This window comes from Methylobacter luteus IMV-B-3098 (genome assembly GCF_000427625.1).
In the GTDB taxonomy this organism is placed as follows: Bacteria; Pseudomonadota; Gammaproteobacteria; order Methylococcales; family Methylomonadaceae; genus Methylobacter; species Methylobacter luteus.
Genome location: NZ_ATYJ01000015.1, coordinates 40169 through 56988, shown reverse-complemented (window position 1 = coordinate 56988; position 16820 = coordinate 40169). Strand labels below are relative to the sequence as shown.

Annotated in this window: 13 protein-coding genes; 7 read left to right on the top strand and 6 right to left on the bottom strand. The window is 43.7% G+C overall.

Features of this window, described 5'->3' with window-relative positions; translation table 11 throughout:
• Nucleotides 1–304: 304 nt before the first annotated feature.
• Nucleotides 305–1375, top strand: coding sequence for a replication initiator protein A (locus METLU_RS0101770; RefSeq protein ID WP_231383527.1), 1071 nt, complete (start codon nt 305–307; stop codon nt 1373–1375).
• Nucleotides 1376–1602: 227 nt separating this feature from the next.
• Here METLU_RS0101770 and METLU_RS26550 read toward each other — a convergent pair whose 3' ends face one another.
• Together METLU_RS26550 and METLU_RS0101755 are read right to left on the bottom strand one after the other, a co-directional pair.
• Nucleotides 1603–1911, bottom strand: coding sequence for a hypothetical protein (locus METLU_RS26550; RefSeq protein WP_051299736.1), 309 nt, complete (start codon nt 1909–1911; stop codon nt 1603–1605).
• Nucleotides 1912–2662: 751 nt separating this feature from the next.
• Entirely contained in the window at nt 2663–6514 is a 3852-nt protein-coding gene (locus METLU_RS0101755; protein ID WP_196806475.1) for an ATP-dependent DNA helicase, read from the bottom strand.
• 620 nt (nt 6515–7134) lie between these two features.
• On the opposite strand from METLU_RS0101755, the gene METLU_RS0101750 reads away from it, so the two are divergent.
• From METLU_RS0101750 to kfrB, 6 genes are all read left to right on the top strand, one after another.
• Nucleotides 7135–7383: a hypothetical protein gene (locus tag METLU_RS0101750; protein WP_027156717.1), complete on the top strand. Its 249-nt coding sequence runs from the start codon at nt 7135–7137 to the stop codon at nt 7381–7383.
• 768 nt (nt 7384–8151) lie between these two features.
• Entirely contained in the window at nt 8152–8475 is a 324-nt protein-coding gene (kleE, locus tag METLU_RS28225) for a KleE stable inheritance protein (protein ID WP_027156716.1), read from the top strand.
• Between the two features lie 189 nt (nt 8476–8664).
• Nucleotides 8665–8970 carry a transcriptional regulator KorA gene (locus METLU_RS0101740; protein ID WP_027156715.1) on the top strand — a complete coding sequence of 102 codons (306 nt, stop codon included), beginning with the start codon at nt 8665–8667 and terminating at the stop codon, nt 8968–8970.
• Entirely contained in the window at nt 8967–9737 is a 771-nt protein-coding gene (locus tag METLU_RS0101735) for a ParA family protein (protein WP_027156714.1), read from the top strand. The genes METLU_RS0101740 and METLU_RS0101735 overlap by 4 nt, the downstream gene beginning before the upstream one ends.
• Nucleotides 9734–10759 carry a transcriptional repressor gene korB gene (locus METLU_RS0101730; protein WP_027156713.1) on the top strand — a complete coding sequence of 342 codons (1026 nt, stop codon included), beginning with the start codon at nt 9734–9736 and terminating at the stop codon, nt 10757–10759. The genes METLU_RS0101735 and METLU_RS0101730 overlap by 4 nt, the downstream gene beginning before the upstream one ends.
• A gap of 225 nt (nt 10760–10984) precedes the next feature.
• Nucleotides 10985–11332, top strand: a complete 348-nt coding sequence (kfrB, locus tag METLU_RS0101725) for an IncP plasmid survival protein KfrB (RefSeq protein WP_027156712.1) — start codon at nt 10985–10987, stop codon at nt 11330–11332.
• A 416-nt stretch (nt 11333–11748) separates the two neighbouring features.
• Here the strand turns inward: kfrB and METLU_RS0101720 are convergent, their stop codons facing one another.
• From METLU_RS0101720 to METLU_RS0101700, 4 genes are all read right to left on the bottom strand, one after another.
• Nucleotides 11749–14604 carry an AAA family ATPase gene (locus METLU_RS0101720; protein WP_027156711.1) on the bottom strand — a complete coding sequence of 952 codons (2856 nt, stop codon included), beginning with the start codon at nt 14602–14604 and terminating at the stop codon, nt 11749–11751.
• Between the two features lie 407 nt (nt 14605–15011).
• A complete protein-coding gene (locus tag METLU_RS0101710) occupies nt 15012–15449 on the bottom strand; it encodes a conjugal transfer protein TraM (protein WP_036242762.1) in 438 nt (145 codons plus the stop codon).
• On the bottom strand, nt 15449–16174 hold the full coding sequence (locus tag METLU_RS0101705) for a nucleotide-binding protein (RefSeq protein WP_027156709.1): 726 nt from the start codon (nt 16172–16174) through the stop codon (nt 15449–15451). The genes METLU_RS0101710 and METLU_RS0101705 overlap by 1 nt, the downstream gene beginning before the upstream one ends.
• Entirely contained in the window at nt 16174–16587 is a 414-nt protein-coding gene (locus tag METLU_RS0101700) for a TraK family protein (RefSeq protein WP_027156708.1), read from the bottom strand. Before METLU_RS0101700 ends, METLU_RS0101705 begins: the two co-directional genes overlap by 1 nt.
• Nucleotides 16588–16820: the final 233 nt, after the last annotated feature.

Below are 16820 nucleotides of genomic sequence, written 5' to 3'. Positions count from 1 at the left end.
AACTCAGAATAAAAAGGAATTTTTATATGAGTCATAGTATGTGCCAGTTTAATCGGTAATCTTACCTGTGATACCGGTATTCGTCATAATCATTCTTCTAGTGGCAACTGTGTAGTATTCAATCTACAGTTAGTGAGATATGACGCATTGAGCCAACGTGCAATGATAAGGACGAAAAAACGGAGTAAGGCTTCAACATCATTGCCGAGGAATTCGGATACCTGGACACTAAAGCTCCAGGATAATAATAACAACGCGGAAAGCACCCCAACGGAGCGATAACGTGATGAGTCATAACGAGACAATGGAAAAGCTGAAAGCGGCTCAGGCGGCACAACGGCGCAATATTGAATCTAAAGCGCACCCGGGCGAAACCTATGAACAGACTGCAGCAAGGCTTCGTCAGGATAATGAGAACAAAGCCAGGGCTGCGCGTGACAAACCTTCCAAATCAGACATGCGTAAACCGCCAAAGGGTGACGAGCAGCTAGATTTTTTCGTACCCGCACTCTATGACGTTGGCACCAAGGACAGCCGCAGCATCATGGATGTGGCTGTTTTCCGTTTGTCCAAGAAAGACAAGCGTGCCGGCGAAACAATCCGCTACGAGATGTCGGACGGCTATGTGGAAGTCAAAGCCGGCCCGGACGGCATGGCGTCCGTATGGGACTATGACATCGTGCTGATGCTGGTATCGCATCTCACTGAATCGATGAACCTCTACCGGGAAGGAAAATGCGAAAAACCCGGTCGCACATTCCGGCCTCATGTTTCCGAAATCTTGAAGTTTTGCCGTAAAGGGGACGGAGGCAAGCAGGCAGACGAAATAGTTGCGGCGCTAGACAGGCTCAAAGGTACAACGATCAAGAATGTGCGGAACAGGACAGCCGCCAAAAGCGGGCGAGCCATGCTCGAAGTCGAGGCCGAGGGCCTGCTAAACAGCTATCGCGTAATTTCCTATACGGATTCTGGCAAGGTCGCTTCTGTCGAAATCGAAGCCCCGAACTGGCTTTACCGCGAAGTCACCACTGGAAAGCGGCCGGACGTGCTAACAGTCCATCCCGACTATTTCCTGATCGATCCAGGCATCGGCCGCTTTGTCTATCGCCTGGCTCGCCGCGCAGCTGGCAAAAGACAAGCTAAGTGGGCATTTCAGACGATCTATGACCGTAGTGGAAGCAGTGGTACGTTCAAAGAGTTCTGCCGCATCCTTCGCCGCATTATCAAATCCAACGAAATACCTGAGTACCTTCTTAAAGAAGAACAAGGACAAATCGGTCCCATCCTGGTGATGCGACATCGAGACGCAACCCTTGATTCATCTGACGATAGCATTGATGACGAACCAACAGAAATAGAAACCGATCAAAAGTAATATTACTAATCATTCTTTCACAGTACGAAAGCGTCATTCCTCTTTCAAGTTTCCGGTGTGTAATGTACGGACGCCGGTAGGATAAATTTGGCCTTAAATATCCTAAAGGGATCTCTAAAAAGAAAAAAGTAGCAACATTGAAAAAGGAAAAATTGTACGTTAGCTTCTATTCTACGGCTCAATCAATCAACGCAGCCGCCTAACATGACTTAAATCCTCTTTGCCGATCAGTCAGATTTGGAAACAAAACTTAGTGCTTCGCTTGAGGCATTCTCCTGCTCCCACCTGCGTACCAGTGCAAAAGCCCTGTGACGCAATGACTGAGGGAACTGCTTTTTTTCTACAATGAGATCAAGCGCCTCCTTCGCTTCCTTATCAATTGGTGCGCCTTGCTCAATCCAAGCAACGGCTAGACTAGGCCAATATTCTGTCTCCCACCCTAGACCAGCAAGGACAACGTTTAGCGCTGGCACTTCGGAAGAATCGTGCTCCGTATATGGATACTCAAGATTAATGATTAGTGTGCGCGGATCCATACTTGGTGCCAAATAAGTTAATTGGCCAGTCTAGTTGACGGAATGGCTATTTACAAATGCATTCTGGAATCTATTCAAATGAAAACGGAAAAAAGTCTTATGCCATGTTGGCCATGACAGAAAAAGATTCCGAATTCTGCGGCTAATCCTCTCATAAGCCTGTGGATAACCCGTACATTACACACTCAGGACCGTGTATCACACACCAAAATCCGTACATTACACACTAAAATCCGTACATTACACACCGTGCTCTTCCTCAAGTGTTTGCAAATAAACAAGTTTTAACCTTTTTTCACGTCTAAAACTTATTAAAACTTATTAAAACTCTTAAAACCTTTGTCAAAATGATTAACTGCCACCCGATTTCAGGAAATTACTTAGTAAAATGATAAGAATATCGTGAAAAGAATTAATCCTGCATCTGCACTATAAATTATCAAGAAAAAGCTTAGCCTCAAAACCTTATCCTAAGTATCCAAATCAAAACCCGTACATTACACACCAAGCGTTTTTGAACTTTAAAATCCAACCTTACGAAAATGTACTTCATCATCTATGTTTAAGATTCAATTTAATAATTGTTCCAAAAATCTCACATAGCCGAAATGCTAACGTATAAGATATAAACTGTCTCAGTTCGACCCAAAATTGCCTTTGAAGCATATTACGTGATCGGCCGTTGAACGCTGAACTACGGTCATTCAAGACACCAAGGTAAATCTCTTATCACTTCTCTAGATACTTGTTACTACCGCAATGAAAAATGCATGTTTGAGTATCTATTTGAATTATCTTCAGATACATGTGTGTTATTAACGATTTTTTCAATAATATTTTCAATTTTTTCGTCGCTAATTCCGTGCAATTCATCTGTAGTTAATACTTTATCAAAGTCGTTTTGAGCTTCATAAATCTTGCGCCTTTTATCCCAGTCATTCATATAGGCTTTACTGGTTACTCGTCCCAGATGCTCCCAATAGATCACCCGCTCATCTGAAAAACGAATTACGAAATCCGGGTGTATATCAAATGTCTTCCCCTTAACTTCGTATAGTTCTTCATAAGCAAATGAAAAATTGCCATACCTAGCCTTAGCTTCTAATAGTTTTCTATAAATAATGTATTCGACCCGGCTCTTTACTATTGCTCCTTCATCCGGAACATACGCATAAAATTGCCCTCCATCAGAGAAAAGACTTGTGCGCCTTCCGACAACTGCGCTTCTATACCTTATCTTGTTGAGAAAATCTGGAGCTGCGATTACATCATTACCTTGTTGAAGAAAGATCGTGACTCGATTCCTAGCTCGCGTTAGAGCAGTATAGAGAAGTTCTCGAGATGTATATTGAGCCTTCTCGGGTAACACAATGAATACGTGATTGAATCCGCTACCTTGCGATTTATGCACGGTAATCGCATAAGCGAGCTCCAGCATATTCTTGGTTCGTAGCGAATCCATAGAAATAGGTTTTTCGTTATCTATAAAAAATACCCGCCCGTTGTCCATAATGGCTCCAAGTGAGCCATTTGAAACTAATAGTTCGTTGTCGCTGTATTCGTTCTGGGTATGCATGACTTTGTCGAATAGCTTGAATACAACATCACCGCTATTCCGCTCAAAAGGCACACCTGGCCTCAATTTATCCTGAAAATGGAGGTTGATACCTGAGGCGCCATAGTATCCACTTTTATATGGCGAAAGAACTTGAAACCTTTCAAGTTCTTTCGGCTTTTGCGATGGACTCTTTATACCCAGGAAACTAGGCAAATTGTCAGTATAACCTTCAGCATCTAATAGCTCTTTAACTTTGACTGATAAGTGATCCTGCAATTTTTCTCTTGTATGCCAAAAAACCAACTCAAAGGCGTCGTCGTAAATACGACCTTCTTGCGTTATTTTGGCAAGATGTCCTTCTGCAAACTTACTTTCATTCGAGAATATTCGAGTAAATCCAATGAACTCTTCACTCATCTCGGCACGGCAATTAACCTCTAGCTGAACGCTATAGTTATTATAAGTTTCGGGTTTTTCCACCATCATATCAATGATGTCCGAAAACGGCTTACCAAAACCAATTGGTGGAAGCTGATTAGGGTCACCAACAAGAATTAGCCGCTTTAGGTTTTTGCTATCGACGCTTCGCAGGGTTGCTGCAAGCTTTGGTAAATCAACCATTGAGGATTCATCAATGATTAGATTGTGAATAATACTAGTTGCAGCTTGTGCTTTAGTATTTTCTTGTTCAATTAGAAATTTATCGATAGTTTTTGCATTAATTGATCGGATGCCTTCTTCATTGTTTTTCAGACGGATGACAGCCTTGCCTGTCAATGAAAGGACGACATGTGTTTCGCTATGATTTCTGAGGAAGTCAATAATCTTTAGAAGCTCATAAGATTTTCCCGCACCAGGAAATCCCGTGATCACAAAAAACGATTTACGAGCAATATTGTTGTATAAATGCCCACGCTCGTTTCGAAAAAGAACCTCATCAAATCTATCGCCAATTCTTTTACGAAGTGAGTCACTCGAATCCGATAAACCTGCTTCGAGTGACCTTGCAGATAGGCTATGGTCATTACGATTGATAAGACTCATGATGAAATCTTTTACGAAAACTTCGTCATCATAGAGTTCTTTCAGATAGTACTGGTGTCGATCATGAACTTTTCGGATGACCAATTTTTCACAAAAAAACTGTTCCACATCCTCATCTAGATCAGTCAGGTGCTCTCCGATCAAATACGGAGTATCCATTTTGTAAAATAACGAGTAGAATTCTGCCTCATTTATAATTTCCTTACTCTCGAGAAAGCAGTCTCCGGTCGATTCCCGATTACGCAAAATCTGGATAATTACCGCTCTAAGTCTTCGACTATCAGTTGGGCGAAAGTCATGAAAACCTTTAATTCGCCGCTGATACTTTAAAAGCGGCATTAAACTAATGTCGATTTTAAACAGATCGACCTGCCCGTCGATTTTTTCTCCAGAAAGTTCCTCTTCCGTTTCCTTTCCTGACTCATACTCCTCATAAAGAAGGTATGGGTTATGGCAAATAGCGGACAATTTATGACGAATACCTTTCTTCTTAATAATCCGTCTAAATTGATGCGCGGTAAGGTTAAGACTCGCAAGACGAAGAATGTTTTCACTATTGATTGAATGTTCCTCCATGAACTCCTGAACTTCTGCCACCAGATCATCGAATACATCATCAACTGAGTCCAATTCCCCACCAAGTGTGTCGCGGAGCTTAATTACATCCCCGTCATCTGCTAAATCAATGGTATTTATGAGGTCATTAACTTTTTTGAAATAGTGCTCTTTAATTCCGGGTATAGCTAAAAGCAAGTTTTTGAGCCCTGGTAAATAGCCACGCTTATCCCAAGTAAACTTGATTAAATCCTCAACCCTTTCAAGTTGGAGTTCCGTTTCATTATGATCAATAAATCCATGTTCCAATACAGTTAGTAAGCTACGACGAATCTTCATTAAAAGGTAGATTGCCTGGTCATCATCGATATGCTTGGCAACGTACGTAAAACCATCTCTTAATTCTGGCTCGTCGATAGTTACCGCGATCGCTTTGAGTAAATCCTCTGAAATACCACCACTATCGGAGAGTTTATCCAAGTATTCATGATACGGAATTCTTATTCCTGTATTTTCGAACCCCAGAGTGTAGCGAAGAGCCCAGTTCATTGAAGGGAAATTGGGCTGTTTAAGCTCATTGGCTTTTTTTACAAGCTGTTCCTTTGTTATATCAAAATATTCTGGCGTACCTTGATCTGCTAAAAGAGCACACCCGGTCACCAGATACTTCATATCTTCCCCTGAGATAGGGTTACTATAATTGCAGTAGGTGAATACAACGCTTTGATTTGGTTTTACATTGCGCTGAAAAAGTCTAATTCTGTTTTCAAAAATTTCTTTAGGATAGTAATTACCCCCATATTTTTTCTTTTCCTCGGGTCCTTTGACGAACGCCAGTTTGAAAGGCCAGGAAATCAAGGAATATGGGGGCAGATGTTGATTAATGTGCGGAAAATCTGGAGCAACAGGGTTATCATGATGAAACTTAAGGTTATATTCGCCGAAGACATTTATTGACCAAAAACAAGGTGGCTGATATTCGCCAAGATTTGGCGAGTCTGCTTTGCATCCAATACAATCCAGTTGATTTTCGACAGATATTTCTCGACGCCTCCGAATCCGCTCAGATAGCAATGAGTATTCACCAATGCAAAAATCATTTTGTTCGGGTGCCTTACAAATATTACCGTTCCATCTGTTATCATGCCACGCTGTCCTTAGGCAAAGGTGCTTGATATCAATATCCTGAGCCTCTTGGCTTGCGTAGAGTGCAAAGTTGTTATGATCAAGCCATTTCTGCTCAGATCCAGCACTGCGAGTAGCCTCATAGATTCTTTCTAACTGTTTTAACTGCTTGAAAGTTGGCATATCGCCAATTTTCAGTCTGTTCGCAACAGAGTAAGCAATGCTTCTATCTGTTCCAGAAATATTCTGGTTCTGAGAAATTTTATAAATTTCTTGAACATCAAGCTTTTTAGCCCATGCTTTTAATTCTTCATAACTCATTCCCATGCTTAACCTGTTCTATCCTATAATTTTTAATGACTAGTATTATGTACGGTAATTTAGTGAAATTTGTTAAAAGGTCAGTGAATTCCATTGACTCCTGGAAATGAAATTTCTATAACCGAGCGCGGCAAATTATAGGATGCTTCATACCATATAAACAGAGTCATCTTAGTAGAGTTGATCGTAGCTGCCAATTCAGGCTTGATCTTCCGTTACAAATTATATAATTAGGTTCGCCGCTAAGACATTAGATTACTGTCCAGTAATAAATAGCGGCATATAGCGGTAAAGCTGCCATTAGTCGAAAATTGGTGACAGTCTTTTGTTGGCACAACTGAGACCGTCAATGTTAAGTTCAATATAAATTGATGTTTGAAGCTGCCAGGTCAAGCTCAGACTTTTACACTCAAAGAAATTGCATCTTCAGCCTACTCAACCATATATGCCTCAAATTGAGTACCTCCGGCTATATCTGAGATAACTTAATTTCAAGATCAGAATTATCTTTATAAACCAGAAAGCTCCAATCAAAATACTTGACAGAATAGGACATAATGCCCTATTTTGACATTTGAAGGCCGAGCATTCCGCTCAGGTCAATTACCGGAGAATTCCCGATGAACCAAACTCAAAAACTATCGCTCGTTATTGCCAATCAACTTGCTGAACCAGTTTCATCTGATGGGATGGATGAACTGGAGGCATCTGCACAGCGTATGCCGGCCATTTCCATTGTACCGCCTGGGTTTGTTTTGGTTGATGTTATCTTACCCTCACATCAGGCGTTAATTGCCAGAAAATGGGCGGCTCAAGCAGAGATCAATGTCCCACTGAATGAGCAATTTGACACCACAAACGAAGATTAAGATGATGCAACAGGCTTCAGGATAGGACAACAGTGCTGCGAAATTATTAGTCTGAATCACTCAATATTTACAAACAATATAGGCGATAAGGCGGTTACTACAAAATCAACACCTGATAGTGGTACAGTTTGGGCTCATGATGGCATGACTACCGAGAATTCGGATAAACATAAATGGCTAATAAGTGATCACCTGTAATCCCGGATGTGTAAAATTAAGTTACAGCTTTGATCAACTAAAAATATTGGAATAATAGGAGAATAGAATTTGAGTCGCCCAGACACAACCATTAGACACGAATGCCTGCGCCCGGCCGAAAGATGGACTCAACCAACCGGGGAGGAAATCCGTGAGGTGCTGCGCCTCGCCGGCGGACTCACTGGTAGCAAGACTGCAAAAACACTTGGCCTTGGTGCCAAAGGCGACCGCACAGTAAGACGCTGGATCAGTGAAGAGTCGCCTATCCCTTATGCAGCATGGGCGATTCTGTGCGATCTCGCTGGATTCGGTCCAATTTGGAAAGACGGTTGAACGCCAGAAAGGAATTTTAGCCGCTAAATTTTTTGTTTAGATTCAGTAAACTGAACAATAATGGTTCAGCCGGATTGTTGAATAGGGAACGACGCTGGTTAGACAGTAAGACGACACAAAATAAGAAAGCCCCGGAGAATTCCGGGGCCCTGGCTTGGCGCTGTAACACCTAAGCCGTACTTTCCCAGGGCGGGATAAGATTAACATTGGACACGTTATAGCGTGGAGAGTCAAGTCATGACGAATATTATCAAGTTTCCTCAAAAGAATACTCAGCTAGAAAATTCCAATCCCGCGACGGTTAAGTCAGTTAAAAACTGTGATTCCAAGAAAAAATCTGTTCTCGATGGATCGCTGCACTTTGTTTGGGTGGTGGTCGTACTAATCTGGCCGATTCTTAAATGGATACTCTCCCTCGATGTTTTTTTTCAAATGCTGCGCATGATCTACCACTGGAATACACCCGGCGTTTATGCCGGTTGGACTTTTCTTCTGCATTTCTCATTGCTAACGACGCTCACCTATTTTGTTTCGTTTTTCAGACCGAAAGGGGCCAGATAACCAATACGCCTGTTCTTTGATTTTAAGAAGAAATAGCTACGCGGGCGGAAATGGCAGTGTAAATTTTAGCGGCTAAAATGATAAAGAATTTGACAAACAATAATAGTTTAGCTTAACTTTTAAGCATGGTCGGCGGCTGTAACCGCCTTTGTTCAACAACCAGGGTGTGAATGTATATGGGTGCAATCCATGAAGAAACGGTTAACCGAAGCCCAGTTTCAAACTGTCGTCAGGAAGCTGGAAATCGGACAACAGACCATCGAAATAGCACGGGGCGTATTAGTCGAGGGAAGGTCACAAGCCGAGTTTGTAGCCGAACTGGGCTTGAGTAAAGGAGCTGTATCACAAGCTGTCAGCCGTGTATGGATGGCTGCACAGAAAGCAAATCTTCCCGAGGGGTACGAGCGAGTGACAGCGGTACTACCGGAGCATCAAGCGTTTATCGTCAAGAAATGGGCAGAGGACGCAACAAAAAAACTGGAGATAAAAAAATGAAAACACTGGTCACAGCGAACCAAAAGGGGGGCGTCGGTAAAACTTCAACCCTTGTGCATCTTGCGTTTGACTTCCTTGAGCGTGGTATGAAGGTTGCTGTGATCGACCTTGATACACAGGCAAACGCTTCTTACACGCTGCAGGAGTTTCAGAGCGATTACCTGGCCAGCCAGATGTTTGCGGCGGAGGGCGACGAGCTACGCGCTTGCTTCAACAACCTGCCCGACGTACCAACCATGTGTCTGATAGCTTCCGATGCGCCTATGGCGAACATGGAGAAGCTCACAATGGTAGAAGCGGCGACGAGCTTTAAGAAGAATATCAAAGTGCTGGATGAATGCGGTTTCGATGTATGCCTGATCGACACCGCCCCGTCTCTTGGCGTCAGCATGGCCGCTGCTCTTTTTGCGGCCGATTATGTTTTTTCGCCTATTGAGCTTGAAGCCTATAGTATCCAGGGCATTAAGAAAATGGTCACGACTATCGTAAACATCCGCAAGTCAAACCCCGGTTTGCAATTTTTGGGCATGGTGCCCAGTAAGGTCGATGGCCGAAACCCACGCCACGGCCGGCACTTGAAAGAACTGGAAAACGCTTATCCCCAACTGATGATACCAACCGGCATTGGCCTTCGCAGCAGCATTGCCGACGCACTTGCCTCGGGAGTGCCCGTCTGGAAGATTAAAAAAACCGCCGCCCGTAAAGCCGCGAAGGAAGTCCGCGCGCTTGCTTCACACATTTTTGAGAAGATGGAGATTACACAATGAATACCAAAAAGTCACAGATATCCGGCTTGGGCCTGGATAGCATAGGTGATCTTTCGGGGCTTTTGAATCAGCCGGAAACCACCATGAGTTTCGGTCCACTGGATCTGTCACTGGAACTGATTGATGAAGACCCGAACCAGCCAAGAAAAAAGGATAACCCTGGTTTTTCAAAGTTAAGCCTGGATGAGTTGGCCGCGACAATCTCTCTTCGTGGCGTCAAGACTCCGATTTCCGTTCGTGAGAATCCAGAGGTAGAAGGCCGGTACATCATCAATCATGGCGCCCGTCGTTACCGTGCATCCAAAGTTGCCGGCAAGACAACTATTCCGGCATTCGTGGACAACGACTACAACGAAGCCGATCAGGTCATCGAGAACCTGCAAAGAAACGAGCTGACTGCCCGCGAGATTGCCGATTTTATCGGCCGCGAACTTGCGAAGGGCAAGAAGAAGGGCGAAATTGCCAAGGAGATCGGCAAATCGCCGGCATTCGTGACGCAGCATGTCACGCTGCTGGATTTGCCAGAGCCGATCGCCGGAGCATTCAACAGCGGTCGGGCTAATGATGTAACCGTTATCAATGAGCTGGTGACGGCATACAAGAAGAATCCCGATGAAGTGGATGTATGGCTGGCTGATGAAAGCCAGGAACTGACGCGGGGATCGGTCAAGCTGCTGCGCGAATTTCTGGAAGACAAGCGCCGGCACAGCGGAGAGCAGGGTAGCGACGAAGAAAGCGACCCTAACACAGTAGATGCTCTGGCTGGCAAGACCGATGCTGAAGCTGGCAGCAACGACCAAGTCTCTGAAGGTTCCAAATCCAAAAAGGAAGAGAAGACGACCGATCCGGAAAAGCTGAAAAAAGCCATAGTACGGGTCCAGCATGACGGACGACTGGCACGCCTGGTGCTCCACCGACGCCCTCCAGAAGATGGCTTCGCCTGGCTGAAATACGAGGATGACGGCCATGAGTTCGAGGCAAACCTCGGCGATGTGCAGCTTGTAGCGATCCTGGAAGGCTAACAAATAAGATCAGTCTCTGAATTCAAAGTAACCTTTTAATTTATAAGGAAATAAGTACAAATACCTAATTATTTAGTAAGTTATTGGTAACTTAGTGGTCTTCATCTAAAATTGCAGACAAGCACCGGAGCAACAATAAAAAAGCCAGCCTCTAAAAGCTGGCTTTTTTATTGTGCCGGATGAAATTCAACCATGTTTATTAATCTGCAACCATAGAAGAGGGTCATGAAACAGCGTCTTGTAGTTATGAATGGGCAGCGCATTCTTCAAAGCGAGCATGAAGGGGTGTGGAAGAATCAGAAGGTGGACAAAGCAGGCGAACTAAAGCCCGGCATATACAACATCTACATGGCGGAAAAGGCGGACAAGTCGAAGCGGTATGATGGTGTAGTCGTTCACACGGATAACGATAACGTGTACCAGAAAATAGACAAGAAATTTGTCATGCATTCCCGGAAAGATTTCGATATAGTGCCTGTTATGGGGAGTGCGAAAAGCATCAGTTATAACGATCAAGGCAAAGTTGTTGTTTCGGTTGAAGCCGTCACACTTAGCCGAGGGCGCTCTCGATAAATTTTAGCCGCTAAAAAGCGGAAGTGTCTTTGGATAAGTTTGGAATAGGCAATCGTGACCTTTAGGATGATTTTCCCAAGTATATACGAAAGGGTGTGCGACAATGAGTCAGAATATCAGTGAGTAAAATTGGACGATATGGACGAAATTCGAAATAGAATCTCTACGGCACGGCGTGCAAGTGACATGCGATTGAATGAAGGCAAAACTAAAACGCTAGCGACTTTCAGCTTCTGGCCGAACAGCATTATTTAAGAAAGACTAGGTTCGATTCACCATGGGTAAATCAAATTTCTATTTTGAAACATGTTAATTAAAGTAATATCGAGATCAGCCCACGAATGCTTCAAAAAGTGATCCTGTACAGCTTTGGTTGAGCAGAATTTTAGGCGTTGAGTTTATTACGACGACAATTATTACTTTCTTTGTTTTCTTCGTTCTTCTTCTCCTTCTTTCCACGATTTAAGTGACATCCGAAGATATTCTATTTTTTTTGATAACTTTGGAATTGGTTTTATCAATTGATCAAATTTAACTATGGCATGATTATTCCTAACATTCTCATCCCATTGAGTTATCCACCACCACTGGACATATTCTTTGATAGCCGCCTTACCTTCCCCAATAACTTGTCTTATCTGAGCCTCAGACTCGGGCTGATCCATAACAGTTATGTACTGCTTTGGTTTGGTAAACCATCCAGATTTGCTTAAGGTCTGCATCGGAGCGCCCGAAGTCTTCTTGACCATATTTAACACGCGCTCCTCAAAGTTTTTTGGCTCCGGATGATAGCGCATTTTTTTATATTGGCTTACAAAACGTCCCAGTCGAGAAAGCACGTCTGGCGGATAAATGCCCATTTTTTTGTCGAACCTTCCTTCTCGTGTCGCCGCTTCATCAAGGCTGCCAATCATATTGGTAACAAGAACATAAGCAACAGATTGATGCTTTGCCCGCTCGTTCAGCATCTTTAGCTTGGGAAGCATGCCTGGCGTCAGGAAGGAAAACACGTTTCTAGTGCCAGAATCGTTGGGATCGCGATGCCACAGCACGGGGTCAAATTCATCGAAAAGTATCACAGTGCGCGTCAGCAAGGAGAGTGCCTCGAATACAGCGCGTGCTCTCTTTTCGATGGCTTCTTCCCCCTTCACGACAATATCACTGGGGGTCACCTCTACCATGTTTATACTACACGTTTTGGCAAGTGCCTCGACGAGTGTCGTCTTGCCCGTACCAGGAGGACCGTGAAGAATTAGAGAACAAAGATCGGAATTTTTTGTTTCTGTTCTTTTCTGTGGACAAGTTGCGTGAGCTCGCATTCTTTGAAGTGCAATAGCAACAGATTCTTCCCGACTGAAAGAATCTTGTTCTGGCCATTCTGAAAACTGAAAATTATCAGGGCGCTCGACTTTATCTATAAATAATCTCAAACCATAATCCGGATAAAACAGATCATCGAGATCAGGTTTTTTTTCTAAATCCTTGGAATCTTTTACAGTAAAATGATCTAAGACGAGATTGTTGATCTGCTCATTGAGCATCTCGTGGATCATAGATAAGGCTAAGATTGCTTTGGCAGTTGCCTCTGAACTAAAGGTATTACTAGGAAAATACTCATAATGCCAGCCTGGTGTTTTTTCTAGTTTTCTAGGAGAGACCTGCTCACGTGTATCTTTGAAGAAGTTGAGTATTTTGCTAATTAACTCTGGCTGTATAACACTATTTGTGAGATGCATGTTTTTCAATAACTGAGCAAAGGCATGTAAAATATCGGCGTTATATACAAAAGTCATCCTATCATCTCCCACATGTATAGGACGGCTGCGCAGAAACATTCCCCGGTCAGAAATGGTCTCGGCAAGATGTCGAACTGCACGTTCTAAGCGATGATCATTGTTCCATTCATTAGTCAACATTCCATAGGAAGCAGCTGCACAGACCATCTCGCAAGGATCCCACTGCCGTTTTTCACCTGCCGATACTTTGGAAACTTCACGGTCCAGCACCGATGGTAGATAGCTCTTTTGAGTCGGATGCAGAATGTTATATACATGAGAGTCTATCATCTTGAATATGTCTCTAAGTGTTTTCCATTCTGGGAAGTGGCTAGGATCTATAGCTTTCAAGGCATTATCAGCATTTGATTTAGCGTCTTTGAGTATTCCCTCTAATACATAACGATGAGAAAGATCTGTTTGAAGTTTTCTTGCTTTGTTATTTCTGTACGGTTTTGTGCGTATTTCATAATTGCGGTACTTATCTATTTCTTTTTTGGCAGCGTCTACGGTCGCTGATGAATTTCGTATTACCTTACTCACCTCTTCTACTACTAGTTTTAAGTAATTATCAGTATCTTTATAATTAAAGGGAAATGACTGGAGATCAAAAGCAAGTGCATCTGATAAGTTTTGTTGGGCCGTATGGTAAGCGTGCGCTAATCGGTCCTTTTCTGCATCACACCAATCCTTTAAGGAGGGGTAAATACTATTGAGGATCTTGATCTCATCACTCGCAGTTTTAAACTTGTCGACCTGTTCGAAGAATGTGGCAGTATTAAGGAAGATATGCTGAAAGTCTGTAATTGCTTTTACACACTCACTTGTTGTGAAAGCAGATATTAATTTGTGGGATGGACTTGAACGAGCACCCCCTATACCATAATCAGGATAGTCTACTGAATAAATTTCGCGAGCTATCCAATAAAGGCAGAGAAACACTGGTTTTGTAAAAGCACAACCAGGTATTGCTACAAGGGCTTGCATCACTAATGCCGCATCCAGAACCGAACAAGGATTTGGAGTGCCTGGACGGCGTGGTCGGGGCTTTATCCCTGCAGTACTCCGATTTTTTTTTGTATGGGGTAATGTAACAATATGATTCAGCGTTAAATTCTTTAGATAATCTATATATTCTATAGGTGGTTCCTCTGATCTTTCTCGAATTGCCTTAACCACAATAGCTATGGTTGCTGTTTTCTCCTTATCCATAAGTTCTATTTTATTCTCGTCAGTCAGCCAGTCATTCAAGGACTCAAGCCCTTCATCAAGAAACTGTGTAATTTGCATCCTTTGCTCGTTCAGATCGCGTAATAAAGGAATTTGATCTTCTAGCTCACTGCTTTGGCCATTCATGGGATTTTCCTTGATTGTTGTTGAGTTAGAAAGCGTTTGATCTTTCAGGAACATTAAACAAGGTAAAGGAGTGGGGGGCGAGATTGAATTGATTTTGAAAATATGTTTTACATGCACCAATTTTTGGTGATTACTTTTCATGACAAGTTCCTTATGGGGTGTAGATCAACGACAACTACTTTCCAAGTATCAACAAAACTTTAACAGATCAGCATGATTTAAGATTTTGATTTATATAAATATTGACATCTAGAGAGTTTTCAATGTTCAAAAATAACAAAAAACAGATGGTAATTAACAAAGAACGGGGTCTTGCAATCCAACATGGCCGTATGGTGGATGAATTGTAAGGCGGATTTGCCTTGGCAATCCACCAACAAACGGAGCCTTGAAACCATAATGTTTCGCAATATCATCCGGCCTGTTTGGCAGCACGGGGTCTGCCATCGAATTTACAGGGATGCTGTATCAGAGCTATATCATCATCCTATGGCCTTGAATTTTATTTCAATCATGCCAGATTAAATCCATACTTTTACGTGATCGCCTTACATCAAAGCCCAAAGAGCAAGTCCAACTGCAAAAAACGTCATGCTGGCAGCTATCAAGTTCATAATCGCGACACGCCGAGATTCACGGATCGAGGAAGCGAGCCGGGTTGTTGTTGATTCCACTTCGTGGCGCAACGACTCGGCCGCCGCCTTTGCACCGTCCTGCATGGTTGTTAGCATCGTCTCACGGCTGACTGTTAGGGCTGCGTTGAGTGTTCTTTCTGCCTTGTTTTTGGCGTCATCGCCCCAGCGATGGGCGATGGATTCCATCTCTTCCTTGAAGCGATCCAGTATTTCCTGCTGGGCGGTTGCGCTGTCCTGCATTAACCGTTCGTTGATCGTTTGCAAGATCAAGATCGGATCGTCCCGGCCAACGGCAATGCCGTGCTTCGCTGCGATTTCCTTGATGGTTTCCTCTATCTTGTCAGTCGCCATCACAGCACCGCCGCGTTTTCAAGATACCCAAAGATTTGTGTGCGCACAATCTTGAGTCTCTGTCTGGTCATGATTGTCAGCGATTTCATTGCCAGGGCTTCATCGAAGGTCAGTCGGGCTTGCAGCATTTCCGAGAAGTCCCGGCCGTAGGTTTCTTCCTTGAGTGTCGGTATCTGGATAATGGCCGATACGCGATCTTTATTGTCTTTATATGCCTTCATCTGTTCAAACCCTTTTCCTTCGTGCTCGATAGGTCCCCAATAAGGGTTCAACCAGACAACAAACACGCATTCATCCGGGAACTGGCCGGCGAGTTGCGCAAATCCGCTTACTGTGTCTTGTAGAGCCTGACCACCGGTGACGACGGTATGAACAATCAGCTCATGCCCCATGTCTTGGAGCAGCGCCGGAACTTCGTTACTGATGAGATAGTGAGACAAGGCAACGAACGAACTGGCCCCATTGTCGATAATTACATCACTATCGCTGGGCGCTATCAGTTCAACCAGGGCGTCGAAGTTGCGGGTATTGATTTCATCGCCATCCATAATGTTCAAGCGACGTGCTTTTAGCGCCTTATATCCCTCAAATGTTGCATTTACCGGATCAGTGTCGATGCATAGAGGAGATTGCCCCTTGCTTGCCTTGTACTGAGCTATTGCAGCTGCGATCATCGACTTGCCGACGCCGCCTTTACCTTGTAAAACCATATGGATTTTGGCCATTAGAATAGATCCTCTTTATTTGGTGTTGGGTTAAATGTAAAGCCGCTCATTGCACGGGCTTTGTTCTTCTTTGGTCCCGAAGGCGCCTTAGTTCTCGTAGCATCAGCCTTCGGGCCGGTCTTTGTATCATCTTCTCGGGCTGGAGCAGGTACAGCGGCCTGCTTCGCCTGATTGGCCGGCGCATGAGTGATATGCCGACGGACGTGCTTCAGGAATGTCTCGTATCGGTAAGGTATCTTTCCCGTTTCGTGCATATGCTCCCAAATGGTCTTGAACGCATAACCAGCTTCAACTGCCGCCTTCACGTCGGCACGCACGGCCAGGAAAGCTACCATGTTTTTGTCCTGTCGAGGCCTCGAATCCTCTCGTTTCTTCACCCAGTCGGCCAGTTCTTCGGTATAGCTCTTTGCCATCTTTATCGATCCATTGTCGTGTCATCAGAACACTGCTTAAGCGCAACTACACCGCTACCGCATCGCTATAAGTGCACTGCTGTAACTCTGCCGGTGCGCCACTAGCGGCCATTATAAGCTGATTTTATATAATTTCGCTATATCGTAAATCAAATAGTATTATTACAGCGAGGAAATAGCGTATAAATCGAAATGACTAGTGGGTACTTTTTATGGCGTTAAGAACGCCGTAA